We start from the raw sequence: 6,703 nt of genomic DNA, 5'->3' as shown, positions 1-6,703 counted from the left end.
CAACCTGTCTTCTGCCGACGAGGCGCTGGATTTCCTCATGCAGGCCATCGAGGCGGCAGGCTATAAACCGGGAAAAGACGTGGCGCTGGCCATCGATGCCGCCGCGACCGAGTTCTTCAAAAAAGGCAAATACGTGCTGGAAGGCGAAGGCAAAACCCTGACGTCCGACGGCATGGTGAAATACTGGGCCAGTCTGGTGAAAAACTACCCCATCGTGTCGCTGGAAGACGGCATGGCCGAGGATGACTGGGACGGCTGGAAAGCCCTGACCGAGGCCATCGGGAATAAAGTACAGCTGGTGGGCGACGACCTGTTCGTCACCAACCCGGAGCGCCTGAAGCAGGGTATCGACAAGGGTATCGCCAATGCCATCCTGGTCAAGGTGAACCAGATCGGCACCCTGACCGAAACACTGGAAACGGTGGAAATGGCCCACAAGGCGGGCTATCGCGCCGTCATGTCCCACCGTTCGGGTGAGACCGAGGATTCCACCATCGCCGACCTGGCCGTGGCTACAAACTGCGGCATGATCAAAACCGGTTCGGCGTCCCGTTCCGACCGCATGGCCAAATACAACCAGCTGATCAGGATTGAGGAACAGCTGGATGCCACCGCCCGCTTTCTGGGGCGCCGTGCCCTCGCGAAGGGATAACCGGACAGAGTGTTTGACCCCGCGACTCGGGTGTGCTTCATTCGGAACATGTCGATTCGCGCCATCATCCATAACGTCCGCAGCAGAAAGCCCGTCCAGGGGATATGGTCCGTGCTGGGCGTCTGTCTGGTGGTCTATTTCACCTATCACGCCATCCAGGGACCCCGCGGCCTGATCGTCTACAGCCGCCTGCGGAACGAGGCCGGACAGGCCGAGGAACTTCTCGCCTCCCTCCACGCCCGGCGCACAGACCTGGAACAGCAGACCCGCCACCTGCGCCCCTCATCCCTGTCCCCGGACATGCTGGAAGAACGGGCACGGGTCCTGCTGAACTGGTCCCACCCGCATGACCTGATTATTCTGGATCCGGTCAGCCAGCCCTGAACTCCCGGTCCATACGAAACACCCTGCGGTTTCGTTTTGCTTTCGCCCATGCATGTCATAAAATCAGTTTCTGGCGGGTAGTGGATAGTGGGTGGTACAAGCATGACAACAGCTGTGTACAGCAGGATCTGCCTGGCGGTTCCGGTCAGGCAGGCAGACCAGCAACCGCCGGAAAGCTTTTCCCGGGACAAGGACACCATAGCCCCGGAATTCAACCCGGAAAAATGGACTGCATACCCCCTGCTTCTGGAGTTCGCGACAGCATACGCCCATGCTGTCAATTTCAGGGATCCCTGCCCTTTCAGACTGCAGCCGGGACAGCTGGCCGGCTGTGATCCGGACAGCCTGGATCCGAAATACAGAAACCCTTCCCGGGCAGCTGTTCTCGCGGTCTGTGACGGACTGACATACACAGGGAATATCCTGCGCCGGGACAAAGGGACATATCCTGTCGCCCTGTTTTTCTCGAAGCTGCATGATATGCCTCTCTGGGTCCGGGAAAATGCTGACGGAACCTGGAGTCTCAAGATTCCCGGGCACGCACCGGAGATCCTTTGTGACGCTGAGGGAAAATATATCCGGAATATATCCCGGGTCCGCATCAGGCTGTGGCCGGACGACCTGAATATGGAGTTCACCTTCAGTGGCTTTTTCAATGTTCCCCGGGCCGGGCTGACTTTCCAGAGGGATCCTCCACCTGCTCCTTCCGGACAGGTTGTCCCTGTAAATCAGGGACTTAGGCTGGTTCTGTGACCTCTCTTCCCTCCTCCGCGCTGTTTCCCGGATCTCTGGCCGAGGCGACGGGTGTCCAGAAAGATCTGGCCGCCAAGGTTGTAACACGCGATGATCTCCCCGCCGTCCGGCTGGTGGGCGGCGCTGATATCAGCCACAATCCACGGGATCCGTCGCACATTGTCCATGCGGCTTTCGTGACGCTGGATGCGGCAGATGCACGTCTGGTCACTGCAGCCTCGGCCACCGGCGTGGCTCGCTTTCCCTATGTGCCCGGTTTTCTGGGCTTTCGCGAGGTTCCGGCCTTGGTGGAGGCTTGGGAAAAACTGGCCGCAAAGCCTGACCTGGTATTCGTGGATGGTCATGGTATCAGCCATCCACGCGGTCTGGGAATCGCCAGCCATCTGGGCGTTGTACTGGACATTCCCACCATCGGCGTGGCCAAGTCCATCCTGGTGGGCACTGTGGAAACGCCGGTAGCAGACGAACCCGGCAGCCGCAGCCCCCTGATCTGGAAAGGCCGAACGATCGGAATGGCCGTCCGGACCCGCAAAAGGGCCAGCCCGGTCTATGTCTCCACGGGGCACCGCATCTCGCTGGAAACGGCCGTAGCGTGGGTCTTGCGCATGGGCCGGGGATACCGCCTGCCTGAGCCGACCCGCCAGGCCCACCTGGCCTCCAATGCGGCAAGACGCGCTGCACAGACGGCGGAGTGACAATTTCCCTGACCTGGTGTATCCATCACCGGCAGATGTTTTCACGCCTTCAGGGCCAGCACCATGCCAAAACTGACCATCAACGGACATGAAATCGAGGTCGAGGCCGGAACCTCCGTCCTCCAGGCTTGCCAGAAGCTGGGGATCGAGATCCCGCACTTCTGCTATCACGAGCGCTTGTCCGTACCTGCCAACTGCCGCATGTGCCTGGTGGAGATGGAAAAGGCCCCCAAACCCATCGCCAGTTGCGCCATGCCCTGCAGCGACAACATGGTCATCAAGACGGACTCTCCGCTGGTGCACAAGGCGCGCAAAGGCGTGATGGAATTCCTGCTGATCAACCACCCGCTGGACTGCCCCATCTGCGACCAGGGTGGCGAGTGCGACCTGCAGGACCAGGCTGTGGCTTACGGCTTTGATCGCAGCCGCTATACGGAAGAAAAGCGTGCCGTCACGGACAAGAATTTGGGTCCTCTCATCGAAACCCATATGACGCGCTGCATCCAGTGCACCCGCTGTATCCGCTTTTCGGATGAGATCGCGGGCGTGTCCGACCTCGGCGCCGTAAACCGCGGCGAGCATATGGAAATCACCACCTACATTGAAAAAGCCATCGACTCTGAACTGTCCGGGAACCTGATCGACGTGTGCCCTGTGGGTGCGCTGGTGTCCAAACCCTATGCCTTCACCGCGCGGCCGTGGGAGCTGCGCAAGGTGGAAACCGTGGACGTGATGGACGCGGTGGGCTCGAACATCCGTGTGGATGTGCGCGGGGGCGAGGTGATGCGCGTTCTGCCCCGCCTGCACGAGGACGTGAACGAGGAATGGATTTCCGACAAGACCCGCTTTCACGTGGACGGCCTGAAGCGCCAGCGCCTCGATCGCCCCTACGTACGCCGTAATGGTAAGCTCCAGCCCGCCACGTGGGACGAAGCCTTTGCCGTCATCACTGAAAAAGTGAAAGCCACCAACGGCTCGCGCATGGCCGCGCTGGCCGGCGATCTGTGCGATGCAGAGTCCATGGTAGCGCTGAAAGATCTGATGATTGCGCTCGGCTCGCCCCACCTGGACTGCCGCCAGGACGGCGCCCGGTTCGATGTGACGCAACGCGCCGGGTATCTGTTTAATACTACGATCACAGGCATCGAGAAAGCCGATGCCATCATGCTGATTGGCACGAACCCGCGGATTGAAGCCGCCATTATCAACGCCCGCATCCGCAAGCGCACCCTGATGGGTGGCCTGCGCGTGGGCGTCATAGGGCCGAAAATTGATCTGAATTACCGGTATGATTATTTGGGCGATGGGCCGGCTGTTCTGCAAGGATTGATCGAGCGCATGACAGTGCCCGATGCCAAAAAACCGGCCAGCAAAAATCCCATGATCATTCTGGGCATGGGCGCTCTGCAGCGCGAGGATGGCCTAGCGGTTCACGCTGCGGCCCGTACTTTCGCCGAGGCTACAGGCATTATTCGCGACGACTGGAACGGCTTCAACGTGCTCCACACAGCAGCAGCCCGCGTGGGTGCCTTGGATCTGGGCTTTGTGCCGGGAGCGAAAGGCCTCGACACCAACGGCATTCTCAACGCCGCCGGCAAGGGCGATCTGGATATTGTCTATCTGCTGGGTGCCGATGAAATCGACACCAGCCGCCTGGGCAAAGCGTTTGTGATCTATCAGGGCCACCACGGCGATCGCGGAGCTCACCGGGCCGACGTGATCCTGCCGGGAGCTACCTGGACTGAAAAGAACGGGACTTATGTGAATACGGAAGGCCGCGTGCAGCAGGCCCGCCAGGCCGCGTTCCCCTTGGGCGAGGCGAAAGAGGACTGGAAAATCCTCCGCGCCCTATCAGAAAAACTGGGCAAGACGCTGCCCTATGACAACTTGAGCCAGGTGCGCAAACGTCTGGTGGCCGTGAACCCTGTGTTCGGCCAGATCGATACTGTAAAGCCTGCCCCGTGGACCAACTTCGGACAGCCCGGCACCATGAACCCCGCGCCCTTCGGGCTGGCCATTGACAACTTCTACCTCACCAATCCCATCACCCGCGCCTCGACCACCATGGCGGAATGTGTGGATGTATTCGAAAAAAAGACTGCAAAAACGGGAACTTAAATGCTTCCTTATGACAAGCGCGATCAAATAAGTAATGCTATCAGAACACCTTTGGAAACCCTACCCGCTTCAGATAAGAATTCTTTCTTTCAACTTTTGGATCCAGATATGTTCGCCAACCCGAATGCTTTATACTATTCAATAGTATTTATATGCGCTCTCATTTCTCTAGTTTTTTCTATCAAAAAAGATATATCTCTGCATAAAAAATATCCTGATTTAAAAGGGTATATCTGGGGCTATTTTACCGGCATGCAATCTTTTTTAGTCACAGGGATTGGAGCTTTAGGTGTTTTTTACCTGGCCTCGGAAGTCCCCAGTCGAAAATTTGAAAATCTGATTGCACTGGGAATATTCCTTGCTTGCCATTCCTTCATGGGAGTTTTCATAATCAGGCGTAATAGATCGGCGTTTATTGTCAGCACTGTATTATCAAACCTGCCACGTCGACTGCCTGAAGTAAGTAATAGATCGGCGTTTATTGTCAGCACTGTATTATCGATAAACCCTCTGCTCTGGATCATTAATGGCATATACATAAAGAACCGCTGGCATGAATTAGGCAAAACAGTTCCCTTTGTTAATCTGTCCAGCTTTCAAGACAGGCTTCTTATTGCATTAAGTGTGTTCTGGTTTTCTGCTGTTGTTGTATTCGTTTTGTTGTTCGAGCCAAAATGGGCTTTTTATACTTATCCTCGCCGCCTGCACAATGTGGATTGGCTGTGGATGCTGAAAATTATATTGTTCCCTCCAGTCCTGCTTTTTATGGGAAACTTCCTGTTTGGAAAATTTGTTCGCCAAAAAACCTAAAAATTAGGCCTCCATGAACCCCACCGATGCCAGTTTTATTGTCCTTTTTCCGGAGTTTTCATACGAAGACCGCCGTTCCATAAAAAACATCAGAAAGAAATACGACACGCTCTGCGGCAAGATTGAGCCGCACATTACGCTCCTTTTTCCGCAGTCGCTTTGCTGCCCGGAAGAACTGGCAGAAATTGTTGCCACTGATTTTGCCACGGAGCAAAAGATCACCATCGTTTTTGATCGCATGTTTCTTGTCCATGAAGACGATGGAAGCTATCTCTTCCTCTCCACAACAGACAATGCCGTCCTTGAAAAACTGCGCGCCTGGCATCAGGCCCTGTACAGCCACAACAACCTCATAAACACTCTGAAAAATCCGGACAGTTACAAGGGCCACATGACCGTGGGCCGCTTTTCGACCCGCGAAGCGGCTGAGAATGCCTGTGCGGAGCTGCTGCCACAGTTCAAACCTGTCCGGACCACCTTATCAGCCATCTCTGTTGTATGGAGAAAAGATGGCCAGAGAACAATCCATAGCCAATATGATCTGGGGCACTGAACGAAGCTATCAAAAGACTCCCCGAAACTGAAAAACAGGGCTAGATTAGGGACCGTACAATGTTCATTTCTGCCAATACCAAAAGGTGATGTATGGATGATGCATATGATATTCTCCCTGTCCGGTTGCCTGAAGATTTTTTGCAACAACCGGTAAATTCTGGCCCGTCTTCGGCTCCACAGGATAGCCCTGCACCCCAGGTGCTCCCGGTTGACGGGCCTCCTGTTTTCGCTCTCTGATGACCTCTCCCACGCCCCTCTCTTCCGAAGGTGAGCTGTTCAGAAAGATCATGGGTGCGGCCTGGTCGGGGCTCCACCCTGATATCCAGCGGCGGTTCGAGAAGAATCCGCCCGTCCACGCGCCCCTGAAATACACCGGCGTTCTGGAAGATCTGTGGTGCTCCCTCCCCGGAAAAATCCTGGCCACTCTGACGTATCCCATGGTCAGGGGCGCCCTGATCCCTTGGCGGGCGAAGGATTTCCCCGTGGATATCCGGGTCTATTCCGAACCACACCAGCCCGGCCTGCTGTTCAAGCACCGGACCTATCGCCTGCCGGGACGCCAGCCCGTCGAGTTCCTGTCGTACATGAAGGAAAGCCCGCGCGGAGAAGTGCTGGAATACGTGGGTAAAGGCCTTGGCATGAAGCTGAAGGTCTTTGAGAAAGATGGAAACCTGCATTTCCAGAGTGAAGGATATTTCTGGGACACGGGCTGGTTCCGCATCCCCCTGCCTGGCAT

At 56.3% G+C, this 6,703-nt stretch carries 8 protein-coding genes; all 8 read left to right on the top strand.

All coding sequences use genetic code 11. From position 1 onward, the window contains the following. On the top strand, nucleotides 1–652 hold a 652-nt coding region (eno, locus tag M3O22_08020; GenBank protein ID MDP9196690.1), incomplete at its 5' end, for a phosphopyruvate hydratase. 48 nt (nucleotides 653–700) lie between these two features. Next, nucleotides 701–1,036, top strand: a complete 336-nt coding sequence (locus tag M3O22_08015; protein MDP9196689.1) for a septum formation initiator family protein — start codon at nucleotides 701–703, stop codon at nucleotides 1,034–1,036. 102 nt (nucleotides 1,037–1,138) lie between these two features. After that, nucleotides 1,139–1,789 (top strand): hypothetical protein, encoded by a 651-nt coding sequence (locus M3O22_08010; GenBank protein ID MDP9196688.1) that lies wholly within the window; start codon nucleotides 1,139–1,141, stop codon nucleotides 1,787–1,789. Continuing rightward, on the top strand, nucleotides 1,786–2,484 hold the full coding sequence (gene nfi, locus M3O22_08005) for a deoxyribonuclease V (GenBank protein MDP9196687.1): 699 nt from the start codon (nucleotides 1,786–1,788) through the stop codon (nucleotides 2,482–2,484). The genes M3O22_08010 and nfi overlap by 4 nt, the downstream gene beginning before the upstream one ends. Before the next feature lie 63 nt (nucleotides 2,485–2,547). Then, a complete protein-coding gene (gene nuoG / locus M3O22_08000; GenBank protein MDP9196686.1) occupies nucleotides 2,548–4,602 on the top strand; it encodes an NADH-quinone oxidoreductase subunit NuoG in 2,055 nt (684 codons plus the stop codon). Next, complete coding sequence (locus M3O22_07995; GenBank protein MDP9196685.1) at nucleotides 4,603–5,412, top strand: hypothetical protein; 810 nt, start codon at nucleotides 4,603–4,605, stop codon at nucleotides 5,410–5,412. A gap of 13 nt (nucleotides 5,413–5,425) precedes the next feature. After that, the gene (locus tag M3O22_07990) at nucleotides 5,426–5,965 is read left to right on the top strand and encodes a 2'-5' RNA ligase family protein (protein MDP9196684.1); all 540 of its coding nucleotides are present in this window, start codon (nucleotides 5,426–5,428) and stop codon (nucleotides 5,963–5,965) included. A gap of 238 nt (nucleotides 5,966–6,203) precedes the next feature. Then, on the top strand, nucleotides 6,204–6,703 hold a 500-nt coding region (locus tag M3O22_07985; GenBank protein ID MDP9196683.1), incomplete at its 3' end, for a DUF4166 domain-containing protein.

The organism is Pseudomonadota bacterium, assembly GCA_030775045.1.
Classification (GTDB): domain Bacteria; phylum Pseudomonadota; class Alphaproteobacteria; order JALYJY01; family JALYJY01; genus JALYJY01.
Note: the sequence above shows the minus strand (reverse complement) of the source record. Positions and strands in the feature narration are given on the sequence as shown.

What these genes read in the sequence shown, in the direction of transcription:
- M3O22_07990 (MDP9196684.1), top strand. Translation starts at nt 5,426, where the DNA reads ATGAACCCCACCGATGCCAGTTTTATTGTCCTTTTTCCGGAGTTTTCA.
- M3O22_08015 (MDP9196689.1), top strand. Translation starts at nt 701, where the DNA reads ATGTCGATTCGCGCCATCATCCATAACGTCCGCAGCAGAAAGCCCGTC.
- nuoG (MDP9196686.1), top strand. Translation starts at nt 2,548, where the DNA reads ATGCCAAAACTGACCATCAACGGACATGAAATCGAGGTCGAGGCCGGA.
- M3O22_08010 (MDP9196688.1), top strand. Translation starts at nt 1,139, where the DNA reads ATGACAACAGCTGTGTACAGCAGGATCTGCCTGGCGGTTCCGGTCAGG.
- M3O22_07995 (MDP9196685.1), top strand. Translation starts at nt 4,603, where the DNA reads ATGCTTCCTTATGACAAGCGCGATCAAATAAGTAATGCTATCAGAACA.